The sequence below is a fragment of the Octadecabacter dasysiphoniae genome (assembly GCF_021532615.1).
Lineage (GTDB): Bacteria > Pseudomonadota > Alphaproteobacteria > Rhodobacterales > Rhodobacteraceae > Octadecabacter > Octadecabacter dasysiphoniae.
The window spans coordinates 1-317 of sequence record NZ_JAKGAQ010000027.1 but is presented as its reverse complement, the minus strand read 5'-3'; the positions used below and the strand labels follow the sequence as shown (position 1 = coordinate 317).

The window sequence follows — 317 nt, the reverse complement described above, 5'->3', positions numbered from 1 at the left end:
GTGACGGTGACGATCACCGGGGTCGATGATGCGGCGGTGATTACGGGCGACACGACGGGTGACGTGACCGAGGATGAGGCGACAACCCTCACGGCGACAGGTGCGCTAAGCGTCACGGATCCCGATACCGGCGAGGCCGCGTTCCCGACGCAGAGTGGCACGGTCGGGACCTACGGCAGCTTTTACATCGACGCAGAAGGGGCGTGGACCTACACGGCGGACAATGCGCAAGAGGCGGTCCAGAGCCTTGCTGACGGCCAGACAGCAAGTGACAGCTTCACGGTCACAACGGTGGATGGCACGGAAGAGACCGTGAC

General features: G+C 64.0%; 1 protein-coding gene. It reads left to right on the top strand.

The window, feature by feature from the left end:
* Positions 1-317 (top strand): VCBS domain-containing protein (locus L0664_RS18490; RefSeq protein ID WP_235227384.1); only part of this gene is annotated, 317 nt, incomplete at both ends.